Here is a 21,019-nt window from a genome sequence, read left to right as displayed (position 1 = left end):
AGTCCGTGTCGCTCCGGGCGTCAGATGTGGCCGACTCCGGCACCCGCCTCGGCGTTCGCGCCGCGCTTGGTGAGCGTGGCGACGAAGGCGGCGATCACCGCGACGACGCCGGCGACCGTGAAGGCCAGGCCCATGCCCGACATGAAGGTGTCGTGGATGACCCCGCCGATGCGGTCGACGATGTCCGGCGTCATGCCGGGAGCCTTGGCGAGCGCCTCGGTCGGGACCATGCCGAACTCGGCGGCCTGCTCCAGCTTCGGGTCGGGGTCGCCGGGCAGGCCCGCGCCCGCCCAGTTGTCCGCGAACTCCGCGCTGACCTTGGAGGACATGACCGCGCCGAGGACGGCGGTGCCGAGCGCGCCGCCGACCTGCATGGCGGCCTGCTGGAGACCGCCGGCCACGCCGGACAGCTCCATGGGGGCGTTGCCGACGATGACCTCGGTGGCGCCGACCATGACCGGGGCGAGCCCGCAGCCGAGCAGGGCGAACCAGAGGGACATGGCGAAGGTGCCGGTGGACTCGCTGAGCGTGGTCATGCCGAACATCGCGGTGGCCGTGCAGACCATGCCGCCGACCAGCGGGACGCGCGGGCCGAACTTGGTGATCAGCAGGCCGGCGACCGGCGAGGAGACGATCATCATCGCGGTGAGCGGCAGCAGATGCAGACCGCTGTCGACCGGGCTGAGGCCGTGGACGCCCTGGAGGAAGAAGGTCACGAAGAAGAGGCCGCCCATGAAGGCGAAGGCCATCAGCATCATGAGGACGACACCGGCCGTCAACGGCACGGAACGGAACATCCCCAGCGGAACGAGCGGCTCCTTGACCCGGGTCTCCCAGAGGCCGAAGGCCAGGAAGAGCAGAACCGCGAGGCCCAGCCACGCCCAGGTCCGGCCGTCGCCCCAGCCCCAGGACTCACCGGCCTTGATGATGCCCCAGATGAGGGCGAACATCGCGCCCGAGAGCAGCCCGATGCCGAGGAGGTCGAAGGAGCGCGGCGCGTTGGCGGCGCGGTGGTCCTTGAGGATCACCAGGCCGAAGGCGAGCGCGGCGATGCCGACGGGCACGTTGATGAAGAAGACCGACTGCCAGCTGACGTGCTCGACGAGCAGACCGCCGACGATCGGACCGCCCGCGGTGGACGCCCCGATGACCATGCCCCAGATGCCGATCGCCATGTTCAGCTTCTCGGCGGGGAAGGTGGCGCGCAGCAGACCGAGTGCGGCCGGCATCAGCAGGGCGCCGAAGAGGCCCTGGAGCACGCGGAAGAGGATGACCAGCGAGATCTCGCTGGAGAGACCGATCGCACCGGAGGCGAGGGCGAAGCCCGCGATGCCGATGAGGAAGGTCTGACGGTGGCCGAAGCGGTCGCCCAGCTTGCCCGCGGTGATCAGGGCGACGGCGAGGGCGAGCAGATAGCCGTTGGTGATCCACTGGACGTCGGCGAGCGAGGCGCCGAGGTCCTTCTGGATCGCGGGGTTCGCGATGGCGACGATGGTGCCGTCGAGGGCGACCATCATCACGCCGATGGCGACGGCGAAGAGGGTCAGCCAGGGGTGGCCGCGAAGCCCCTTGACCGGGGCGGGTACTGCGTTGTCTTCGGGCTCCCGCGGCGCCTTCTCGACGGTGGTCTGACTAGTCATACGGGGAGACTAGTGACAGCCGCTGACAGTTGACAAACCAATTCACAAGTCAGTAACTGTCACGTGGCTCACACGTAGCGCACAGGTATGCTGAGCTGGACAAACACGGGAAAAGAGGGACCGGTACGTGACCGACGGGCAGACAGTCGAGCCCCGAGCCGGACTGCGTGAACGCAAGAAACAGCGCACCCGCGACGCCTTGTTGCGCGCCGCCCTCGAACTGTTCACCACCCAGGGGTACGAACGCACCACCGTCGACGAGATCGTCGACGCCGTGGAGGTCTCCCAGCGCACCTTCTTCCGCTACTTCGCGAGCAAGGAGGACACCACCTTCGCCGTGCAGGAGATGGTCGAGTCCCGTTTCATCGAGGAACTGCGTCGACGCCCCGCGGACGAGGCGCCCTTCGAGGCCATGCGCCGGGCGGTGCTGTGCGCCTGGAACAGCATCGGCGAGGCGATCGAGGAGGTCATCACCGTCGACCTCCATATGCGGACCTATCAGATGATCGAGTCGACCCCGCCGCTGCTCGCCGCCCACATGCGGCGCGGCATCGCCCTGGAGAACCAGATCGCCCGGCTGATCGCGGAGCGTGAGGGGCTGGACGTGGAGCGGGATCCCCGGCCGCGGGTGGCCGTCGCCGCGTTCTCCGGGGTGATGCGGGTGACCGGCCAGCTGTGGGGCCAGGGGCGCGACCCGAGCGTGGAGGCGCTGCGCGATCTGACCGAGGAGTATCTCGACCAGCTCGTACCGGCCCTCGCCCGGGACTGGCGTCAGCAGACGTCGGGGCACGAAACGCCGGGCTCGCGTCAGGCATCTCAGGGCTCGCGTCAGCAATAGCGCACCTCCGGGACCACGGTGACCCTCCGTGAGAAATCCGGAGTGAATCCTTTGCGGACGGGTGATGTACGTCACCCGAATCACGGTGGCCGACGCGCGTCTCCTAGGGTGTGGCGCAGTGACTTCTTTCGACACCTCTCCCACGTTGACCGTATGGCGCGCGCTGCTCGCCGTCGCGGTCGTGTTCGTGATGCTGGCGACGACGGGCTGGAGCGCCGTCCGGGATCAGCATCCCGACGGGCCGCGCGAGCTCGCGCTCGCCGCCTGGGCGCGGGACCGGATAGCAGGCCGTTCGCTGCCGGACGCCGACGCCCCCGCCTATCGGCTGGCCCACTTCTTCGCCACCCTCACCTCGGGGCAGCAGACGGCGCTCGCGGGCAAGTACCCGTCGGTGGTGGGAAATCTGAACGGCGTACCGGTCACGCTGCGCTACCGGGCCAACCGGGTCGCCCTCGGACAGGCCGTGGCCGTGGAGCAGGTGCGGGCGCACGACGAGAAGCTCTCGCCGGACGGGCGCGACGAGGCACAGGCCCGGCTCGACCGGTTCCGGTCGCTGCTCAAGGCCGGGCGCCAGATCCTGGCCTTCGATCCGTCCGGGAAGGGCCGGGCTGCCGAGGTGTTCGGCAACCTCGACCGGGCCGCCCGGGTCTCCGTCGTCGTCCCCGGCGTCGACACCCATCTGCTGACCCTGGAACGCAGCAAGCGCCAGTACGCGGCCCCCGTCGGCATGGCCAAGTCCCTGTACGGCGCGGAGCGCTCGGCCTCCCCGGGCACCCGTACGGCCGTCATCGCCTGGGCCGACTACACCGCCCCGGCCGGTCTCGGCATGGACGCGGCGCTGGGCGGGCTGGCGGCGAACGGCGCGATCCGGCTGAACGCGATGGTCCGTGCGCTGCCCGGCGCCTCGAAGGTCTCGCTGTTCTGCCACAGCTACGGCTCGGTGGTCTGCGGGGTGGCCGCGCACTCGGCTCCCGACCGGGTGGCCGACATCGCGGTCGCGGGCAGCCCGGGCATGCGGGCCGCCAACGCCCGGCAGCTGGAGACCGGCGCCCGGATCTGGGCGACCCGGGACGGCGACGACTGGATCGGGGACGTACCGCATCTCGAATTCGGCGGGATCGGTCACGGGGCCGATCCGGTCGACCCGGCCTTCGGCGCGCGGATCGTCTCGGCGGCCGGGGCAGCCGGGCACAGCGGCTACTTCGAACCGGGCACCGAGAGCCTGGACAACTTCGCCGCGATCGGCGTCGGGGCGTACGGGTCGGTCAGCTGTGCGCGTGCCGACAGTGCATGCCACAGCGGTATTTCCGGTGCGCGGGACGGCTGACGCGCGTAGAGGAGCGTGTCGGGCGGATTAATCGGGACTTACTCCGAGGGGGGACGCGGGCGACTGTGCCGCATACGATGAGGCACATGGGTGATGTGCTGGCTGGAATTCATGCCACCTGGGAGTTCGACACCGACTCCGTGCTCATCCGCTTCGAACGGGGCATCCGCACACCGAAGCTCTTCCAGAGCCTCCGGGAACGCCGCATCCCGTATGCGGCGCTGTCGTCGGTGACGCTGACCCCGGGCAAGCGGAGCACGGTGGTCCTGCGTGCCGTGCCGCGACCGGGTGCCGATCCTCTGGTGGAGGCTGCCGCCGGGCAGCTCAAAGAGGGGTGCGACCCCTATCGCCTGGTGCTTCCGGCGGAGCGGGAAGTGCTCGCCGAGTACTACGCGGACGAGCTGCGGGCCTTGCTGGACCCGGCGTCCGACGAGCCCGCCGACCGCTTCCTGGTCGCGGCCCCCGAGGCCCCGATGAACTTCAAGGCGTACGACGGCCGGGCCAGCTTCGACGGCGAGCGGATCTCCTTCCGCTGGTCCTGGACCGGGGCCTCCAGCGCCAAGTGGAAGGCCGGCGACCAGACCTTCCGCGTGAGCGAACTGGCCGGAATCGTATGGCGCTCGCCCGAGGCGCTGGACGGCTACCTGCGGCTGCTGCCCCGAGCGGCCGCCCCGGTCGACCACCGCACCGGCGGCAGCCTGGGCGATCTGCACGGTCCCGGTGGCTCCGTGGACGGCGGTACGCCGGACGGGGTGCCCGCCGGGTCCCCGACCGCCGGCCCGGACCAGGATCCGGCCGCCGTGCTGTTCGGCCTGGGCTACGGCCCGGTGCACGAGTCGCTGCCCTTCGCCGCTGCGGTCCTGGAGTCCGTACGCCGGACCCAGCCCGCGCCCGCCGCCTCCGCCCCGGCTCTGGTGAACGCCGGGCGGCGCGATCCGGCGGACATCGCCGAGCGGATACATCACCTCGGCGAACTGCATCAGGCCGGCCTGGTGACGGACGCCGAGTACACCGCGAAGAAGGCCCAGCTGCTCGCGGAGCTGTGACCCGTACGGTCACCGGGCCGCGCCCCCGTCAGCCGTACGCCCGCCGAGTCGTGACCCCGTACCGGCGGAGTACGCGGCCGTGACCCCGTACCGGAGTATGAGGCGGACCGGCCGCAGGTCGGAACCCCGGTATGACTCCCCCGGGCCCCCGGTCTGCCTACGCTGACCGGGCCATGTCCTCATCCTCATCCTCTTCCCCCGCCGGGCCCCCGCCGCCCGCCGACGGCCTGCTGAGCGCCGCCCGCCGCAATCTGCGCGAGCTCGCCCACGGGCTGGCCCACGCCTCCCATCCGTCCACGCCGCTGCTGGCCGAAGCCCCGAAGCTGTGGCAGCGGCTGCTGCCGTACGTCGTGGTGCTCGCCCTGGCCGCGACCTTCATCCCGGTCACCATCACCGTCCTGACCTCGCAGTACGACGTGCCGGGCGCGCTGGCCGGGGCGCTCGGGGTGGCCGGGGCGGCTCCGCTGCTGATGCTGGCCCACCGGCCGCTCCAGGCGTGGTGGATCATCTTTCCGGCCGACATCGTGGGCGCGCTGGTGCTGCTGGCGCACCCCTCCGAGCAGCACGACGTCTGGCCGTGGATCCCGCCGGTGCTGGTCGCCTACCTCTTCCTGCTGCTGGCCATCGGGCTGCGCGAGACACGGCGGACCGTGGTCTCCGTATGGGTGGCGACGTGTCTGGCCGGGCTGGTGCTGCATCTGATCGCGCCGGCCGACCGCAGCACCGGCAGCGCCCTGCTGCTGCCGATCCTCGGCGCGGTGGTCCTGGTGATCGGCGGGGCGGTACGGGAGCGGGGCGAGGCGACCCGGCGGCTGGCCGAGCAGGAGACGATCAGCGAGGCGGAACGGGCGCAGCGCACGCTGCTGGAGGAGCGGACCCGGATCGCCCGGGAGCTGCACGACGTGGTCGCGCACCACATGTCGGTGATCACCGTGCAGGCGGACTCCGCGCCGTACCGGATCCCGGGTCTGCCGGAGCCCGCACAGGAGGAGTTCGCCGCCATCGCGGCCGCCGCGCGGGAGTCGCTCGGCGAGATGCGGCGGCTGCTGTCGGTGCTGCGCAGCGACGGCACCGAGGGCGATCTGACCCCGCAGCCTGGCCTGGACCGGCTCCAGCAGTTGGTGGAAGCGACGGTACGGGCCGGGCTTCCGGTGGAGCTGTCGCTCGCCGCGGATCTGGGCGAGGTGCCGTCGGCGGTGGATCTGTCGGCGTACCGGATCGTGCAGGAGGCGCTGGCCAATGTGGTGCGGCACGCACCCGGGGCGCGCACCCGGGTCTCGGTGCGGGCGGCCGCGGGCCATCTGAACGTGCTGGTGGTCAACGGGCCCGCGCCGAAGCCCGCCGAGCCGCTGGAGAGCACCGGGACCGGGCACGGGCTGGTGGGCATGCGGGAGCGCGTACGGTTGACCGGCGGCACGCTGGACACCGGGCCGCTGCCCGACGGCGGGTTCCGGGTGGCCGCCCGGATGCCGCTGCCTCCGGCCACGGCGCCGTCCGCCCGGCCCTCTTCCGTCCCACCCCTTCCGGAGGACCTGTGACCATCCGCGTGATCATCGTCGACGACCAGGCCATGGTGCGGGCCGGGTTCGCGGCGCTGCTGTCGGCGCAGAGCGACATCGACGTGGTGGGCGAGGCGGCGGACGGCCGCCAGGGCGTGGAGGTCAGCCGCAGCCAGCATCCCGACGTGGTCCTGATGGACGTCCGGATGCCGGAGATGGACGGACTGGCCGCCGCCCGCGCGCTGTTGAGCCCGCCGGTGGGTGTGGTGCACCGGCCGAAGGTGCTGATGCTGACGACGTTCGACGTGGACGACTACGTGTACGAGGCGCTGCGCGCCGGGGCGTCCGGGTTCCTCCTGAAGGACGCCCCGCCCGCCGATCTCATCGCGGCGGTACGGGTGGTGGCGGCCGGAGACGCGCTGCTCGCGCCCTCGGTGACCCGGCGGCTGATCGCGGACTTCGCGGCGCAGCGGCCCGCCGGGGCGACGCGCGGCGGCCAGGCGCTCCGGCTCAACGGCCTCACCCCGCGCGAGAGCGAGGTGCTGGAGCTGATCGCCCGGGGGCTGTCGAACCAGGAGATCGCGGGGCGTCTGGTGCTGGCCGAGCAGACCGTCAAGACGCACATCGGACGGGTGCTGGCCAAGCTGGACCTGCGGGACCGGGCGCAGGCCGTGATCTTCGCGTACGAGTCGGGGCTGGTGACTCCGGGGGACGCGGGGGCGTAGCGGTACGTTCCGACGTGCGGGCGCAGCGGCCCGACGTACGGGCGTAGCGGCGCGCGGGCGTAGCGGTACGGCGCGGCGCGCGGGCGTAGCGGTACGGCGCGGCGCGCGGGCCGAGCAGCACGACCCGAGGCCCTGCGGCCCAGCAGCGCGTCCCGGGTTCTCGGCCACCCCCTACCTCGGTATCACCCCGCAGTTGGCTCCCCGGTGTGACGTCGCGTCACCCGTCCGCTTCCTACCTTCCTCCCGGTCGCACCGCTCGGTGCGGCTCCGGAGAGGGAGGGAACGATGCGTCGATACGCGAGGACCGTGGTCGCGTTCGCACTGGCCACCAGCGTGGTGGCGGGAACCGCGGGCTGGGTTTCGGGAGATGCGCAGCAGGCGCTGACCGGGCCGCCGCCGGGCACCGCGCAGTGGCGGGCGGACCGGGTGCTGGGGTCGGAGCTGCCCGATCCGGAGCGCTCGACGGCTGCCGAAGTCGCTTCGTTCTTCGCCGGGTTGAGCGCGAAGAAGAGGCAACTGCTGGTGCTGCGGCACCCGTCCGTCGTCGGCAATCTCGACGGGGCTCCGCTGGAGGTGCGTTACCGCGCCAACTCCCTCGCGCTGACCGCCTCCGAAGACCCGCGCTACCGTTCGCTGGCCGCGCCCGGACGCCAGATCCTCGCCTTCGATCCGCGCGGACGCGGGCTGGTCGCCGAGGTGTTCGGGGATCTGCGCGCGGCGGAGCGGGTCTCGGTGGTGGTGCCGGGGTCCGACAACGACGCCGGGACCTTCGACCGGAAGGTCGCCGCCCACGGGGCCCCGGCCGGGATGGCCCGGACCCTGCACGAGGAGGCGGGTCCGGAGACGGCCGTCATCGCCTGGGCCGGGTACACCACCCCTGTCGGCGTCGGCGTGGACGCGGCGACCGGGCGGCTCGCGGAGGCGGGCGCCGGGCGGCTGGCCCGCTTCGCCGAGGGGCTGACGGCGGACGGGCTGCCCGAGCCGGCGATGTTCTGCCACAGCTACGGCTCCGTCGTCTGCGGGATCGCCGCCCACCGCCTGCCCGTCACCGACCTGGTGGTCCTCGGCTCGCCCGGCATGCGGGCGGACGATGCCGCGGGGCTGCGGACGAAGGCCCGGGTGTGGGCGGCGAAGGACCCGACCGACTGGATCGACAACGTGCCGAACGTGCGCTTCGCCGGCCTCGGCCACGGGGCGGACCCCACCGACCCGGCGTTCGGCGCCCGCCGCGTACCGGCGGACGAGGCCCGGGGGCACGCCGGTTACTTCGCGCCCGGGACGGACTCGCTCCGGGCCTTCGCCGCCATCGCGCGCGGCACGACCACGCCGGAAGGCGCTCACGCCCCGGCGGGCGGACCGGCCTCGGCCGACGCGCGGGCCCTGGAAGGGGTGACCCGATGAACGCCGTACGGGAGAACGCCCGGCGGCTCGCCGCCCGTATCGACTCCTCCACCCCCGCCCACCGCGACCGCGCGATCGACGGCCTGCGCGCCCTGGCGCTGCTCGCCGTGCCGCTCGGCCACTGGATGCTCGGCGGGTTCCGGCTGGACGCCGACGGGCTGCACAACGCGAGCCCGCTCTCGGCCTTCGGCGGGTTCGCGCCGGTCAGCTGGGTGCTCCAGATGCTGGGCATCTTCTTCCTGGTCGGCGGGTACGCCTCGGTGCTCTCCTACCGCCGCCGGACCTCGACGACCGCCGCCTGGCTGGGCGGCCGGCTGACCCGCCTCGGCCGGCCGGTACTCGGGGTGACCGCCGTGTGGGCGGTGCTGCTGGCGGCGCTGTCCGCGCTGGGCGTGGCCGGCGACACCTTGCGTACGGCGTCGACGCTGGTGATCCAGCCGCTCTGGTTCGTCGGGGTGTACACCGTGGTCACGGCCCTCACCCCGGTCTGCGTACGGCTGGCGCGACGGCTCGGCGGCTGGGCGGCGCTGCCGCTGCTGGTCTCCGTCGCGGTGGTGGACTTCCTGCGCTACGGACCCTTCGCGGAGGCGATGCCGTCCTGGCTGAGCGCACTCAACATCCTGCCCGGCTGGCTGTTCGCGTATCAGCTGGGCGTGTCCTGGGGCGAGGGGCGGATCGACCGGCGCGGGGCGCGGCTGCTGCTGATCGGCGGCGGGGTGCTGTTCGCCGTGCTGCTGCTCGCCTTCCACTACCCGGCGTCGATGGTCGGCGTACCGGGCGAGGCCCGGACGAACTCGCATCCGCCGTCGCTGCTGGTGGTGGCGCTGGCAGCGGCGCAGAGCGGGGCGGCGATCCTGCTGCGCGACCGGCTCGGGCGGCTGCTGAGCAAGCCGCTGCTGTGGGCGCCGGTCGTGGTGATCAACCTGTCGGCGATGACGATCCTGTGCTGGCACCAGACGGCGATGCTGGCCGCCGCCGTACCGGCCTCGCTCGCGGGTGCGACGGGCACGGCGGTGGCCGGGCTGACGACCGCGCCGGACACGGTGGGCTGGCTGCTGGCCCGGTTCGCCTGGCTGCCGGTGTTCGCCGGGCTGCTGGTGCTGATCGCCCGGTACGCGCGCCGCTTCGAGGCCCCGTGGCAGGCGGGCACCCGCGCCGCGAACGCCCGCCGCGCGCTGGCGGGGCTGCTCGCGGCGGGGTTCGCGGTGTTCGCGCTGGGGCTGGCGTGAGGGGCCGAGGGTATGGCACCCGGGTGCGGCCGTCCGGGCTACCGCTCCCGCGCCGTGGACGTGCTGCTCATGTCCGGGTAGCGGTCCCCCGCCACCCGGTCCGCGATCGGCTCCAGGGCGGCCAGTTCGTCCGCCGTCAGGGTCAGCCGGGTCGCGGCGACGTTCTCCAGGAGGCGGCTGCGCTTACGGGTGCCGGGGATCGGGACCACGTTCAGGCCGTGGACCTCGGCGCGCTGCTGGACCCAGGCGAGGGCCACCTGTGCGGCGGTCGCCCCGAGGGCCGCGGCGATCTTGTGGACGGGCTCCAGCAGGGCCGCGTTCGTCCTGGCGTTGTCGCCGGTGAAGCGGGGCTGGTGGGCGCGGAAGTCGTTCGCCGCGAGGTCCTTGCCCGCGTCGGTGAAGGCCCCGGTGAGGAAGCCCCGGCCGAGCGGGGAGTACGGGACGAGCGTGACGCCCAGGTCGGCCGCCGCGCCGACGGCGCTCCGCTCGACGTCCCGGCTGAAGAGCGACCACTCCGACTGGAGGGCGGCGATCGGGTGGACGGCGTACGCCTCGCGCAGCTCCGGGCCGGTCACCTCGCTCAGGCCGAGCTGCTTGACCTTGCCCTGCTGGACCAGCTCCGCCAGTGCGCCGATCGATTCGGCAAGCGGGACGGCCGGGTCGCGGCGGTGCATGTAGTAGAGGTCGATGACGTCGGTGTTCAGCCGGCGCAGGCTCGCCTCGACGGCGGTACGGATGTAGGCGGGGTCGTTGCTGATGCCCCGGTACTGCGGGTCGTCGGTGCGGACGAGCGCGAACTTGGTGGCGAGGGTGATCTCGTCCCGGTGGGCCCCGACGAACGGTGCGAGGAACTCCTCGTTGGCCCCGCGCCCGTAGGCGTCGGCGGTGTCGAAGAGCGTGACGCCCGCCTCCAGGGCCGCGTCCAGGGTGTCCCGGGCGGCGGCGAGGTCGGTGTCTCCGTAGAACTCGCTCATGCCCATGCAGCCGAGCCCCTGGACGCCGACCCGGGGTCCTCCGGCGCCGAGCTCCGTGGTGGCGATCTTGTTGCTGTCGTTGCCGGTCATCAGGCGCTGTGCCTCTCCGGCGCCCTGCGGGCGCCCGCGTAGAACTCGATCTTGTGGTCGAGGACGGCGAGGGTGTCGTGGAGCTCCGCGATCCGCGAGAGCACATCGCGGCGGGTCGCCTCCAGCAGTTCCTGCCGCTCCTCGAAGGTGGACTCGCCCTCGCGCAGCAGCTCGGCGTACCGCACCATGTCGGCGACGGGCATGCCGGTCATCCGCAGCTTGCCGACGAAGGCCAGCCAGTCCAGGTCACGGTCGCTGAAGCGGCGCTGGCCGGTGTGCGAGCGGTCGACGTGGGGCATCAGGCCGATGCGTTCGTACCAGCGCAGGGTGTGCGCGGTGAGCCCGGTGAGGGCGACGACCTCGCTGATGCTGTAGCTGTCCTGGCCCGCGGGGCGGGGGTGCGGCTTCGGGGCGGCCGTGCAGGCGTCCACCGCCGTGGAGGGCTGCGGCTCTGCGGTTGTCGCGGGAGTGCTTCGGGTGGGTCCGTCGATCACCGTCATGTCCTCCACGCTAAATCCTTGGAGTGCACTCGAAGCAAGCGGAATCGCGGGAGCTTTCGGCGCGGGGCGGGGCGACCGGCCCCACCGCGTTCGTCGTGGACGACGTCGTGGACGATGCGGCGGGTACGGGCCCGGCGACGAGGCTTCGCCTGTGAACGTTAGGCTCGGACGCATGGAGAGCCTGCGCATCATCGACACCTGGCCGGTCACGACGGCGGCGGCAGCCGTCGTCCGGGCGGACGGCACGGTCCTCGGCACGCACGGGCCGGCCGACCACCGCTTCCCCCTCGCCTCGGTCACCAAGCCGCTCGCGGCCTACGCGGCGCTGGTGGCGTACGAGGAAGGGGCCGTGGAGCTGGACGAGCCGGCCGGGCCCGAGGGCTCCACGGTGCGCCACCTGCTCGCCCACACCAGCGGCCTCGCCTTCGACGAGCACCGGGTGACGGCCCCGCCCGGCAACCGCCGCCTGTATTCGAACGCGGGCTTCGAGGTGCTCGGCGACCACATCGCGAAGGCGTCCGGCATCCCGTTCGCGGAGTACCTGCGCCAGGCCGTCCTGGAGCCCCTGGCCATGACGTCCACGACCCTCGACGGCTCCCCCGCCCGCGACGGCGTCTCCACCGTCGCCGACCTGGTCCGCTTCGCCGCCGAGGTCCAGGCCCCCCGCCTCCTCGACCCGCGTACGGTCCTGGAGGCCCAGAGCGTCGTGCATCCGGGCCTCAAGGGCGTGCTGCCGGGCTACGGCCACCAGAGCCCGAACGACTGGGGCCTCGGCTTCGAGATCCGTGACTCCAAGTCCCCGCACTGGACGGGCAACACGTCCTCCCCGGCCACCTTCGGGCACTTCGGCCAGTCGGGCACGTTCCTGTGGATCGACCCGGTCGCGGGCGTCGCCTGCGTCGCGCTGACCGACCGCGCCTTCGGCCCGTGGGCGGCGGAGGCCTGGACCCCGTTCACGGACGCGGTTCTCGCCGAACTGTCCTGAACCGGCTGCCGCTCCGCTCGGGCGGCGTCGTCCTGGTGGCGGTGTTGCGCCGGACCCCGGCGAACGACGACGTCCGGGCCGACGACCTCCCGCCCGCCGAGGAACGCGCTTCCCGGCCACCGCTGTTGGTCGCGGCGCTGCTGAGTCTGGGCGCGGCGCTCGGCCAGTACGGCGTGTCCGGTGGGACGTACTGGCCGACGGGGCCGGCCGGCTCACCGGTTACGCGATCGCCTTCTCCCTCCTGCTCGTACCGATCCTGCTGGTCGCCGTCCTGGCCGTCCGCGCACGCGAGGACGCTCCCTGACCTCTTACCGCGGGTGATCGGGGCGAAGGGCGGGGCCCCTGTCCACCTCCGGAACCATGCCCGCCCGCTGCGGCGGCGCACGTTCACCTTCCGGAAACCGAAGGAGCGACGCCACCGTTCCCGTGGTGCGTAGGACTGCACCGTAGGAACAGGGGCGTCGCTCCGCGGGAGCGAATCCTCAGACGATCCAGCGATCGCCGAACCCGCAGTTGGCGATTTCGAGCGCGGTGTCGTCCTTCGCGCTCGCGCCGCCGGTCGGGCGCAGGCACAGGTCGTTGCTGACCGCGTTACGGATCCAGTTGGTCCCGTCCCCGCGAGGGTCGAGCCACCAGAGCTGGTTGTCGCCGGTCGCGTTGCAGTGGAACTGGGTGACCTTCGTTCCCGCCGACCTCGCCTTGTAGTAGCCCAGGTCCAGGCACAGCCCGCCCTTGCTGTTGCGGATCAGGAAGAGGGGCGCGTTCTGGGGCCCGCCGTCCTTGTCCACGATGTCGAGGTTCCACAGCTGGTTGTCTGAGGTCGAGGTTGTGCAGGGGTCCTGGTTGATACGGCCGTCGATCTCGCCCTTGCCCCAGCCCGGGACGTCCACGCACTGTCCGGTGTCCGCGTTCTTGATCACGGTGTTCTGGACCCCGGAGCGTCCGTTGGCCCACTGGCGGAGCTTTTCGGCGGGCGTCAGCACCTTGGCCTTGACCTCGGGCTTCTTCGCGTCCTTGGACTTCTCCGGCGAGGGCGTCGGCGAGGGCGTGACCGGCTGCTGGTGGACCACGGGCTCGACCGGCTTCTTCTTCTCCTCCTTCTTCTTGCTCGGCGTGGCGGAGGGGGCCGGCGACTGGCTGGTGTAGGTCTCCGGAACCGGAGGGCGTTCGCTGTCCAGCACCGTGCCGGCCGCGTTCTCGGTCCGGGTGCGCTCGGGCTCGCGGTCGTCCTGCCCCGCCAGGAGGAAGGGCACCGCGATCAGGAGCGCGCCGACGATGCCGGCCGCCGCGAGCATCGGCTTCTTGGGCCGGCTGCCGGGCGGTTCGTCGCCCTCCTGCGAACTCGCGCCACCGCCGCCACCGGTTCCGGTCGCGGTCGCCACGGAGCCCGAAGCCGGGCCGTCGGTGCTGACGGTCGCCAGCTCCGCGGTCGGAACGGAAGCCGACGACGCCGACGCCGACGCGGCGCCGGACAGTGCCGCGGCCGGGGCGGGGGCGGGTTCGGCGGTACTCTCCGCTTCGCCCCGGGGCGCGTTGGCGCGCGTCCCGGTCGTCTCGCCGGTCTTCGCGGCGTCGGGGTCCGTGGCGGCGTTCGTGTTCGCGGGGGGCTCGGACGCCGGGCTCTCCGCCCGGGTGGCGGCCTCAGGAGCGGCTCCGGAGGCGGGCGCGGCCTTACCGCCGGGCCGCTCGCCGCCGCCCGGCGCCAGTGCGCTGCCGGGGTCCCCGGGGGTTCCGGGCATGCTCACCGATCGGCGGACCGATACCGATGAGCCGCCGGAGTTTCGGCCGTTCCCCGTGCCACCCTCGCCGGTGGACGTGCCCGACCGCGTGGATATGCGGGAGGTTGGATCATGCTCTCTTGCCACCTAAGGTCCTCGCTCTTGTCGGGGTTCGTTGTCGCGTCACGGTCCGGCCCCCACAGCGCCCGCGCAGCGCTCCGGCCAGTGGCCGGCGCCCTTGGGTGTCGCTTCGGGTCCGGCTGCGACGGCTTCCAGCCGGGCGAGCACGGCCCGGTCCCCCTCGGGATCGGGCGCGAGCGCCCCGGCAGGTCCGGTGAGTTCACGCAGATGGATCTGCACGCCGGGCTGCGCGCGGCGGACGGCCAGCACCCGGAAGAGCGTCCCGGGGGCGAACACGACCTCCTCCGGCCCGCGCTGCTCGGAGAACTGCCGCACGCGGCGGCCGGCCACCGACCAGATGACATAGCTGTCACCCGGCGGCGGTGCGGTGCCGGCGTCCAGCCGCACGGTGCTCAGCAGAGCCGCGTCGCGCAGCACTGTCCCGGGACGCGGCGGTCCGGGACGGCCGCCGTCTCCGGAGGCGGTGGTGCCGCGCAGCACCGCGCCTCGGTAGGACGGCATCCGGTTCAGCGCCGAGGCCACACAGGCGCCGTACGGCAGCAGGTCCAGCTCGCGGTCGCGCAGACTCCAGGTCAATGCGCCGTGACTGAACGGCCCTTCCGAAAGGTGCAGGTACATCCGCAGCGCGATGAGATCGGCGCGGGCCGCCTCCTGCTCCTTTCCGCGCAGCGCGGGCATCCGGGCGAGCGCCCGTGCGACGGCCGCCCCGTGCCGGTCCCACATGTCGCCCGCGAGCGCGCGGAAGGCGGTCCGCTCGGCCTCGGAGCTGCGGTGACCGGGGTCCAGCAGGACCGGGGGAAGCGGAGCCTGCACGATCTCCGCGCCCTCGTCCTCGTTCCCCTCTCCGTCCTCGGCCTCGGTCACGTGGCCGGTGTCGGGGGTGTCGGGAGCCTCGGGACCGGGAACGCCTCGGACCTGTGGTGCATCCGGTACGGGCGGTACGTCCGGAAGCCGGGCGGCACCGGAATCCGACGAGGCGGTCGAGGTGAGCGGCGCCGTTGCGGGCACGGGGTCGGAGGATTCGGCCACCACCCGGTGCGGCGGTCCCGGCGGGGCGGGCGCCGGCTCCGGATCGCGTACGTCCGGGCCTTCGGAGCGAGGAGCGGCCGGGGCGACCTCGGTGGCGTCCGGTCCGGTGGACGGTTTCGGGGTGGGGGCGGCTGCCGGACCGTCCGCAACCGCGGAGATCCCCGGGGCTCCGGCCTCCGCCGGGGTCTTCTCGTCGTCCGCTTCCCCGGGTTCGGGCGCGAGGGTCGACGCGCCGCCCGCTTCCTGCTCCCCCGGCCCCTCCGGGGGCGCGGATCCGGCGTCCGCGGAGGGGCTTCCTTCGCCGTCGGGGCTTTCGGGCACCCCAGGTGCGGGGTCCTTCCGCTCGGCACCGGACCGGCCCTGCCCGCCTTCCGGTTCGGAGCCGTCGGCCGCTGCGGGTCCGTCGGTCGTGGCGGCGTTCCCGGTCGTCACGTCGGTGGCCGGGCCCCCCTCGGCGCGTTCGCCCGGGCCGGAGGTCTCGGCTGCTCCCCCGTTGTCGTCGCTTCCGGTCTCGGCCGCCGCTCCCGCGCGGCCGCCTTCGTCGAGGCCGGGGGGCCGTACGGGGCCTTCGTCCCGACCGGGTGCGCGGACCTCCGCATCCGGGGCGTTCGCCTCCGGCTCCCGCGCTTCTGGGCGCCCGGACGGGCCGGTGTTCCGCTCCGGGGCATGGGGCGCCGGAGCGGCACGGGTGCCGAGCGCCGGGCCCGCGGTCGTTCCCGACGAGCGGGCCCGTCCGGCGAACCCCGTCGGAACGCGGTCGTCCGACCAGTCGAACGTGTCCGCCCGTCGCTCCCGCTCCCCGCGCGCCGCACTCCTGCCGGACGCGCCGGTCTTGCCCGGGGTGCCCGAGGTGCCCGAGGTGCCCGGCGCGCCCGAGCCGCCCGAGCCGCCCGAGGTGCCCGAGGTGCCTGGCGTGCCCGGCACGCCCGACGTTGCCGAGGTGCCCGGCGCGCCCGAAGTTGCCGGCGTGCCCGAGCCGCCCGAGGTCGCCGGGCCGGCCGGCGTGCCCGGGGTGCCCGAGGTGCCCGGCGCACCCGAGCCGCCCGAAGTCGCCGAGGTGGTCGGCTTGCCCGAACTTGCCGGCGTGCCCGAGCCGCCCGAGGTCGCCGGGCCGGCCGGCGTGCCCGAGGTGGCCGCCGTGCCCGGCGCGCCCGAAGTCCCCGGGGTGTTCGGCGTCGTGGGCGTACCAGGTGCCGGGCGCGCACCGGACGGGCCGCGTCTGCCCGGCGTACCCGACGGGGCGGAGGCGGACGGCGTACCGGAGGTGCCCGCGCCCGTCACGGCGCTCGCCCCCGTCTCCGTACCGGCGGCCATCGCCTCCCTGAGCTGCCGTGCACGCTCCGTGCGCGCCGCTCTGCCCCCGATCTTCGCGGGCGGGGCCGGGGCGGATCCGGAGGCCCGTTCCGGCCGGTGCGGCACCGCGGGTTGTCCGGACTGGGTTCGCGGGCCCTGGCCGGGGCGCTCCGCCGGTCCGGACGACGCCGGGCGCTCGGAGCCCCGTCCATGAGTCGGCGGTGACAACGATGCCAGTGGGGTGGCTCCGGACGGCGGGACCGCACCGGCAGCGGCGGGACGGCGCGGGGCCGTCTGCCCGGACCGGACCGGGGCCGGGGCGGCATGGCGCAGGGTACGCAGTCCGTACTGGGCCGCCAGCCGCCGCAGTTCGCGTCCGCCGTCGCGGGCCACCCCGTGCACGTGCAGCACCGTGCGGCCGCGCAGGTCCGGCGCCAGGGATTCCAGCACGTTCGACAGGACCGGCCACAGCGAGGCATCGAGGAGTTCACCCGGCATGCCCAGCTCGATCATCGGACCCGCCGGGTCAACCCGGCGGGCGGTGGGAGACAGCGCCGGGCCGCCGCGCGGCCCCACCCACATGCCGGCCCGCGTCACCGTGAGCTGCCAGTCATCGGTCAGACCGACCACGCCCTCCTCCGGACGCGCAGGCCCCGGCAGCGGTGGACTCCAGCGCAGCAGCCGGGGCTGCCGGGCACGGCCCTCCGCGTCCGGCGGGAAACACCGGACCGCGTCCACGAAAGGGATCCACGCCGGGGTGCCGTCCGGCGTCGCCAGGACCGACCGCACGGAGTAGGTGCCCATCAGGCCGGCGGCCGCGACGAGCGGCAGCCCGGTCATGACCTCCACCTCGATGTCCAGCCGGTCGGACACCGACTGGGCCAGCGGCAGCAGGTCGCGCCGCCCGCCGGGCACGAGCCGCACGTCGACCTGGACGTCGTCCGGGAGAGCCTCCAGCACCTCGGCGACCTCCTCGGCAGAGATGTCCTCGCCGAAGGGCACGCCGACCACCAAGGTCAGGCGCCGCGGGTCGACCGGCACGGCGTGGTAGAGGTCGCCGGGCCGGGCCGGCGCGGCCCCGGACGGACGGACCAGCACCCCGGCAGGTATCTGCTCGACGACGCAGCCGCCCGCCAGGGCCGACGGCAGGCCGTCGAGCGCGGACTGCCAGGACGGCTGCGGGCTGCGCGGGCCCAGGGGTTCGGCCCGTTTTCCCGGTGCGAACCGCCACCAGGCGCCCGCCGAGGACCCCCGTCCGGCACCTTCGACGGACGGGATGAAGAGGGAGCCGCCCGGCACGACGAGCGGCGGCCCGTCCGGCGCCTCCACCGCCATCCGCCAGGCGTCGGCGATGCGGCGCGCGGTGGCGGGCCGGCCCTCGGCTTCATGCCCCGCTCCGGGCATGACCAGCCGTACGCTGTCGGCCCCCGACTCGCTCAGCGTGTCGAGCAGTTCGCTCAGCTTCGGCCAGAAGGCGGCGGATCCCGCACCCTCGGCGCCCGCGATGACGGTCACGGTGTCCTCGTCCGCACGCATGGTGCGGGCCAGGTCGGCGACGTCGGCCGGGGTGAGGGTGTCGTCGGAGAAGGTCCGCAACAGCAGCAGTCCGTCGTGGTCCTCGACCAGGAACCCCTCCTCGGCCCCACTGTTCGCTTCGCTGGAGGCGGCAGCGGTGCGGTCGCGCCCGGCACCGGTGGAGGGTCCGGTGCCGCGTCGGCGTGCGAAGACTCCTCTGCCCTTCATGCCATAGCCTCCGTTCCGGCCGGGGACGCGGCCGTTTCCGTCCGGCCGGGCGCGTCGGCGGCGAGCCGGTCGGCGTCGGTCACCTGAACCGCGCGGATGCGCGGCGCGTTCGGCCCTTCCGGGCTGTCCGTGCTCACCGGCCTGGTCTCGCCGCGCTCCTGGGCCGCGATCTCCTCGGCCAACGCCTCCGTCTCCATGATCATTCCGGCCGGTCCGGTCGGGTTGAGGTAGAGGGAGTGCCCCTCGGGCAGCCCCGCGACCACGTCGGCCACCGGGAGCAGCCGGGCGGCGAGCGAGCCCAGGGCTCGGAGGTGAGCCGGGCTCGTGAAGACGGGGACCACAGGGTCGCCCTGGGCCGACCGGAGGGCCGTGGGCTCGCCGTCGGAGCCGATGAGCACCGCGACCTTCGACGCGGCCAGGGTCCGCAGCACCTCGGCGGCCGGTCCGTAACCGGTGACAGCGCGCTGGACGGCGGACTCCACCGGGTCGGTGGCTCTGGGCCAGCCGAGCGCCTCGGGGGAAGGCCGATAGCTCTCGTTGTCCTCCCACGCCACGATGGTTCCCGTGGCGTCCGTACGCCACCGGCCGGGGACCGCCCAGTCCGGCGGCGTGCCCTGTCCCGGCCATGCGGCGTCGGGCACGCTGAGCCAGCGGTCGGGCAGCTCCCGCGCCGCCTCGGCCACCTCCGGGGGCGGCTCGGGCAGCGTCCCGTCCGGTGCCACCGGACCGGCTGCTGAGAGGGCCGGGCCCGCCGGTCCCCCGGCGGCCGGAACCGCTTCGGCCGACGCGGGCCCCGGCTCCGGTATGGCTGGGTCGTCCTCAGCTGCGGGGAGGGGCTCGGGTCCGGGCGCGGGAGATATCTCCGGGACGGACCTGTCGACGTACTCACTCACCGGCGGGCACTCCAAGAACAGAAGACATGAGCCATTGCTGCGAACTCACCCTCATCAGTTGACAGTCCGGTGATACGGACGGCCGGGCCGGGCCCTCTGCCGTGGTGCGCACGGAGGGGCGTGCGGGCGGCAAGCGGAATCGCGGACCACACGAGTTTCTGCTCACGGATGAACCGTACCCGCACAAAGTGGAGTTAGAGGAGTCAGATCCGTACCGGCCTGCCCTCTTCACCGCCCGGTCCTGCCCTCCGTGGTGTCCGGCCCTGCCCTGCCACCACCGCCCCGGCCGGCCGGGAGCCCGCGGGCTCAGCTCTCCTCCCGAAAGAGCTCGGGCCGCTCCTCGGCGGATCCGGGAGGCCGGGGGGTGGCCTCGGAGTCGTCGCCGGCCGTCAGCCCGGGGGGCCAGGCGTCGGCCTCCTCCAGGCGGGCGAACTCCTCCAGCTCGGCCTGGGCCGCCAGCAGGGCGTTCGCCGTGACGAGTTGCCCCACGGGTGCGGAGGAGCTGAGGACCAGCACCTCCTTCCCCTCGGGCAGCCGGTCCAGGAGGTCGGGGACGAGCATCATCTCGTGCGGCGGCAGCCTGTCCTGGTCCAGGGTCGGGGAGGCGGGGAAGACCGGAACGGCCTGAGTGCCGTCCTGCGCGTCGGTGACCGCCAGGCCACCCACCTCGTCGAGGCACACGGCGACTTCGGCGTCGGCGACCATCAGGGCGAACAGCTCCTCCGAGGCGTACCCGGTGGCGACCAGTTGCACGGCGGCGTCCACGGGGCTGACCGGCGGGCCCCAGCCGTGTGCGTCGGGCGACGGGCGGTACTCGGCGTTCTCCTCCCACTCCACGATGTCGCCCTCGGGGTCGCTGCGCCAGCGCCCCAGGATCGCCCAGGGAGGCGTGGGCTCGTCCTCGTCGCCGGTCCAGTGCCGGTCGATCACGGACAGCCAGTGATCGGGGGCCGCCTTCGCGGCCTCCACGTAGTCCTCGGGGGGCTCCCGGAAACCCGGTTGGCCCCGCAGCACGGCGGACGGGCCGCCCTGGACACCGGAAGGGCGCGGTCCGGAAGCAGCGGGCCCGTCGGCCGTCTCCGCGTCGGCGGGGCCGTCGGGCTCGCGGTCCGGTGCACCGGAAGGGCTCGTCATCGGGGCAACTCCATCGGTTCGCTATGTGCGTTGTACGGGGGCGGTCAGCTCTCGGAGCGCGCGGAGGCGTCGCGGCCGGTCTCTTCGGCGGGGTCCGGGAGGGGGGCGGCAGGGAAGGAATCCGGCCCGTCCGCCCCGGTGGCCGAGGACTCCGGGCCGTCGGCCCCGGCCTCGGTGGAGCGCCGCGGTTCTTCCGGCGTCGACCCGGCGGCCTCGTCGACCGCCCGGCGCAGGGCGTCGGTCTCGACGGTCATACCGACCGGCCCGGAGGGGTTGACGTAGAGCAGGTGGCCCTCCGGCAGACGTTCCATCACCTCGGTGACCGGGGCGAGTTCGTAGCCGAAGCGGCCGGCCGCGTGCAGATGAACGGGTGAGGAGAAGACCGGTACCACCGCGGTCCCGTCGGGTGAGACCGCCGACAGCGGTACGCCGCCGGGCGCGAGCAGGACGGCGACCTCCGCAGTGGCCAGCGCCCTGGGGACCGCCTCCCCCGGACCGTACCCCGTGGCGGAGAGCTGCACCGCCTCGTCCACCGGGTCGGTGGGGGCGGGCCAGCCGAGCGCCTGGGGCGAAGGCTGGTACGCCTCGTTCGGCTGCCACTCCTCGATGTCGCCGTCCAGACCGGAACGCCACCGGCCCACCACGGCCCATTCCGGCGGATCGCCCTCGCCCGCCCATGCCGGGTCGACCATGCCGAGCCAGTGATCGGGAGCGAGCCGGGCGGCCTCCCTGATCTCCTCGGGAACCGGCGGAGCGGCGTCGTCGCCGGTCGCGGCCGGTCCTGCGGCAGTGCTGTCGTTCATGGATTCCTCGC

At 73.8% G+C, this 21,019-nt stretch carries 16 protein-coding genes and 1 pseudogene; 9 read left to right on the top strand and 8 right to left on the bottom strand.

Annotation, left to right across the window (positions count from 1 at the left end; all coding sequences use genetic code 11):
• Nucleotides 1-20: 20 nt before the first annotated feature.
• Nucleotides 21-1,517: an MFS transporter gene (locus AC0VY3_RS08400; protein WP_374935529.1), complete on the bottom strand. Its 1,497-nt coding sequence runs from the start codon at nt 1,515-1,517 to the stop codon at nt 21-23.
• 250 nt (nt 1,518-1,767) lie between these two features.
• Here AC0VY3_RS08400 and AC0VY3_RS08395 point away from each other — a divergent pair, with 250 nt between their 5' ends.
• From AC0VY3_RS08395 to AC0VY3_RS08365, 7 genes are all read left to right on the top strand, one after another.
• Nucleotides 1,768-2,478 carry a TetR/AcrR family transcriptional regulator gene (locus tag AC0VY3_RS08395; protein ID WP_103511688.1) on the top strand — a complete coding sequence of 237 codons (711 nt, stop codon included), beginning with the start codon at nt 1,768-1,770 and terminating at the stop codon, nt 2,476-2,478.
• Between the two features lie 118 nt (nt 2,479-2,596).
• Nucleotides 2,597-3,805 (top strand): alpha/beta hydrolase, encoded by a 1,209-nt coding sequence (locus tag AC0VY3_RS08390; protein ID WP_103511689.1) that lies wholly within the window; start codon nt 2,597-2,599, stop codon nt 3,803-3,805.
• Nucleotides 3,806-3,891: 86 nt separating this feature from the next.
• Nucleotides 3,892-4,851, top strand: a complete 960-nt coding sequence (locus tag AC0VY3_RS08385; protein ID WP_475549321.1) for a DUF4429 domain-containing protein — start codon at nt 3,892-3,894, stop codon at nt 4,849-4,851.
• 173 nt (nt 4,852-5,024) lie between these two features.
• Entirely contained in the window at nt 5,025-6,389 is a 1,365-nt protein-coding gene (locus AC0VY3_RS08380) for a sensor histidine kinase (RefSeq protein ID WP_181011048.1), read from the top strand.
• Nucleotides 6,386-7,075: a response regulator gene (locus AC0VY3_RS08375; RefSeq protein ID WP_103511692.1), complete on the top strand. Its 690-nt coding sequence runs from the start codon at nt 6,386-6,388 to the stop codon at nt 7,073-7,075. The genes AC0VY3_RS08380 and AC0VY3_RS08375 overlap by 4 nt, the downstream gene beginning before the upstream one ends.
• 285 nt (nt 7,076-7,360) lie before the next feature.
• A complete protein-coding gene (locus AC0VY3_RS08370; RefSeq protein ID WP_475549320.1) occupies nt 7,361-8,476 on the top strand; it encodes an alpha/beta hydrolase in 1,116 nt (371 codons plus the stop codon).
• Nucleotides 8,473-9,705 (top strand): acyltransferase family protein, encoded by a 1,233-nt coding sequence (locus AC0VY3_RS08365; protein ID WP_475549319.1) that lies wholly within the window; start codon nt 8,473-8,475, stop codon nt 9,703-9,705. Before AC0VY3_RS08370 ends, AC0VY3_RS08365 begins: the two co-directional genes overlap by 4 nt.
• A gap of 38 nt (nt 9,706-9,743) precedes the next feature.
• On the opposite strand, the gene AC0VY3_RS08360 is transcribed toward AC0VY3_RS08365, so the two are convergent.
• Together AC0VY3_RS08360 and AC0VY3_RS08355 are read right to left on the bottom strand one after the other, a co-directional pair.
• Nucleotides 9,744-10,769, bottom strand: coding sequence for an aldo/keto reductase (locus AC0VY3_RS08360; protein WP_475549318.1), 1,026 nt, complete (start codon nt 10,767-10,769; stop codon nt 9,744-9,746).
• Nucleotides 10,769-11,269, bottom strand: a complete 501-nt coding sequence (locus AC0VY3_RS08355) for a MerR family transcriptional regulator (RefSeq protein ID WP_242738219.1) — start codon at nt 11,267-11,269, stop codon at nt 10,769-10,771. Before AC0VY3_RS08355 ends, AC0VY3_RS08360 begins: the two co-directional genes overlap by 1 nt.
• Before the next feature lie 172 nt (nt 11,270-11,441).
• Between AC0VY3_RS08355 and AC0VY3_RS08350 the strand changes: the two genes are divergently transcribed.
• Entirely contained in the window at nt 11,442-12,254 is an 813-nt protein-coding gene (locus AC0VY3_RS08350) for a serine hydrolase domain-containing protein (RefSeq protein WP_030078166.1), read from the top strand.
• 26 nt (nt 12,255-12,280) lie between these two features.
• Nucleotides 12,281-12,436, top strand: a pseudogene (locus AC0VY3_RS08345) (MFS transporter); the annotation flags it as partial.
• Nucleotides 12,437-12,736: 300 nt separating this feature from the next.
• On the opposite strand, the gene AC0VY3_RS08340 reads toward AC0VY3_RS08345, so the two are convergent.
• The 5 genes from AC0VY3_RS08340 to AC0VY3_RS08320 form a co-directional block, all read right to left on the bottom strand.
• The gene (locus AC0VY3_RS08340; protein ID WP_475549317.1) at nt 12,737-13,993 is read right to left on the bottom strand and encodes an RICIN domain-containing protein; all 1,257 of its coding nucleotides are present in this window, start codon (nt 13,991-13,993) and stop codon (nt 12,737-12,739) included.
• A 162-nt stretch (nt 13,994-14,155) separates the two neighbouring features.
• Nucleotides 14,156-18,178, bottom strand: a complete 4,023-nt coding sequence (locus AC0VY3_RS08335) for a DNA polymerase III subunit gamma/tau domain-containing protein (protein ID WP_475549316.1) — start codon at nt 18,176-18,178, stop codon at nt 14,156-14,158.
• Nucleotides 18,175-18,900: a type VII secretion system-associated protein gene (locus tag AC0VY3_RS08330; protein ID WP_475549315.1), complete on the bottom strand. Its 726-nt coding sequence runs from the start codon at nt 18,898-18,900 to the stop codon at nt 18,175-18,177. Before AC0VY3_RS08330 ends, AC0VY3_RS08335 begins: the two co-directional genes overlap by 4 nt.
• Before the next feature lie 477 nt (nt 18,901-19,377).
• Nucleotides 19,378-20,205, bottom strand: a complete 828-nt coding sequence (locus tag AC0VY3_RS08325; RefSeq protein WP_475549314.1) for a type VII secretion system-associated protein — start codon at nt 20,203-20,205, stop codon at nt 19,378-19,380.
• Between the two features lie 44 nt (nt 20,206-20,249).
• Complete coding sequence (locus AC0VY3_RS08320; protein WP_475549313.1) at nt 20,250-21,008, bottom strand: type VII secretion system-associated protein; 759 nt, start codon at nt 21,006-21,008, stop codon at nt 20,250-20,252.
• Nucleotides 21,009-21,019 lie beyond the last annotated feature (11 nt).

This window comes from Streptomyces sp. iso_384 (genome assembly GCF_056172905.1).
Note: the sequence above shows the minus strand (reverse complement) of the source record. Positions and strands in the feature narration are given on the sequence as shown.

Coding starts and splice junctions, on each gene's coding strand:
- AC0VY3_RS08340 (WP_475549317.1), bottom strand. CDS start 13,993: ATGCCCGGAACCCCCGGGGACCCCGGCAGCGCACTGGCGCCGGGCGGC.
- AC0VY3_RS08370 (WP_475549320.1), top strand. CDS start 7,361: ATGCGTCGATACGCGAGGACCGTGGTCGCGTTCGCACTGGCCACCAGC.
- AC0VY3_RS08360 (WP_475549318.1), bottom strand. CDS start 10,769: ATGACCGGCAACGACAGCAACAAGATCGCCACCACGGAGCTCGGCGCC.
- AC0VY3_RS08400 (WP_374935529.1), bottom strand. CDS start 1,517: ATGATGGTCGCCCTCGACGGCACCATCGTCGCCATCGCGAACCCCGCG.
- AC0VY3_RS08365 (WP_475549319.1), top strand. CDS start 8,473: ATGAACGCCGTACGGGAGAACGCCCGGCGGCTCGCCGCCCGTATCGAC.
- AC0VY3_RS08385 (WP_475549321.1), top strand. CDS start 3,892: ATGGGTGATGTGCTGGCTGGAATTCATGCCACCTGGGAGTTCGACACC.
- AC0VY3_RS08320 (WP_475549313.1), bottom strand. CDS start 21,008: ATGAACGACAGCACTGCCGCAGGACCGGCCGCGACCGGCGACGACGCC.
- AC0VY3_RS08335 (WP_475549316.1), bottom strand. CDS start 18,178: ATGAAGGGCAGAGGAGTCTTCGCACGCCGACGCGGCACCGGACCCTCC.
- AC0VY3_RS08380 (WP_181011048.1), top strand. CDS start 5,025: ATGTCCTCATCCTCATCCTCTTCCCCCGCCGGGCCCCCGCCGCCCGCC.
- AC0VY3_RS08355 (WP_242738219.1), bottom strand. CDS start 11,269: ATGACGGTGATCGACGGACCCACCCGAAGCACTCCCGCGACAACCGCA.
- AC0VY3_RS08325 (WP_475549314.1), bottom strand. CDS start 20,205: ATGACGAGCCCTTCCGGTGCACCGGACCGCGAGCCCGACGGCCCCGCC.
- AC0VY3_RS08350 (WP_030078166.1), top strand. CDS start 11,442: ATGGAGAGCCTGCGCATCATCGACACCTGGCCGGTCACGACGGCGGCG.